Source organism: Campylobacter sp. BCW_4323, from assembly GCF_001763115.1.
Classification (GTDB): domain Bacteria; phylum Campylobacterota; class Campylobacteria; order Campylobacterales; family Campylobacteraceae; genus Campylobacter_D; species Campylobacter_D jejuni.
On record NZ_MJYC01000038.1, the window covers coordinates 1 to 1,111 of the forward strand.

Consider the following 1,111-nt stretch of genomic DNA (forward strand, 5'->3'; position numbering starts at 1 on the left):
ATACAATATTTAGGTTCTATTTTAACTATTTTATTTTGTTCAAAACGAGCTTGTATAGCTCTTGCATAGGTAGAATTTTGATTATTATGTTTATCACCTAGTCTTTGGGTATCTACTTTTTTTTCTAATTCATTGCCATTATCATTTTTATATTTAATTATACCTTTAAAAACATATTGCAACATCGCATAACTAGCATCTGCACAATTAGCATAGTCTAAGAATTTAGTGATTAAGTCTAATTTAGCTTCTTGTGTTTTAATGTTTTTGCTCATTTGTTATTCCAAAAATCTAAATCTCAAATTATCTTTCTAATTTTTTATCTAATATCTTCACAATACAGTCTTTTATGATATCTAAAATAGAATCCAGCACCCTCATCACCTCCCAAAAATATACCATAATCATTATAAATATAAGATAAGTGTGTTGAATAATGAATACCATCATAATAATCTTCAAATGTAACTTCTGTTAAAGTAAATTTATTTTTTTGCAACACATTAATGCTTTCTGATTTTTTAAAATCAAAATATATTTTTTTATTTATTTTTTGATTAAAAAAGAATTCTCCTTTTTCATCATGCATTGTATTTCCTTTTTCTCTATTGCTGAATATTTCCCAATAAGCTTTATTGTAAATTATTACTTTATTATCTATATCTTTACACAAGCTCCTAAACTCATAATACTGCGGATCCATATATTTATAAGAACATCCTCCTACTAAGAATAATAAAAGATATGCAGGTAAAAGAAACAAAGTAAATTTTTTAAATATTGTTTTAAAATTTATAGTTTTTGTTTTATTTTTTAATTTACAAAAAATTTTAAAGATAAAATATAAAATAATAGAAAATATAAAAACAAAAAAGAAAAATATAAGAATAAATATTAAAAGATTAATAAAGAATTCTAGCATTTTTATTAACTCCTCTTAATTTTCTCTGTTTTTTTCATAAGACAATTTGTAGTGTCGGGCTGATGTTTTAAAAGTTTAAATCTATTTACAAAATCAATAGTTCTTTTACTCAGTGCATCATTTAACCCTACCCTACTAATATCATTATCCAATGTTATTTCTTTACTATCAAAACAAGTATTTATAAGA

General features: G+C 22.7%; 1 protein-coding gene and 2 pseudogenes. All 3 read right to left on the bottom strand.

The features are described from left to right. Positions 1-275, bottom strand: a pseudogene (locus tag AJN60_RS02530) (methyltransferase); the annotation flags it as partial. Positions 276-319: 44 nt separating this feature from the next. Then, positions 320-589, bottom strand: coding sequence for a hypothetical protein (locus AJN60_RS09685; protein ID WP_162497605.1), 270 nt, complete (start codon positions 587-589; stop codon positions 320-322). 338 nt (positions 590-927) lie between these two features. Beyond that, positions 928-1,111, bottom strand: a pseudogene (locus AJN60_RS09850) (methyltransferase); the annotation flags it as partial.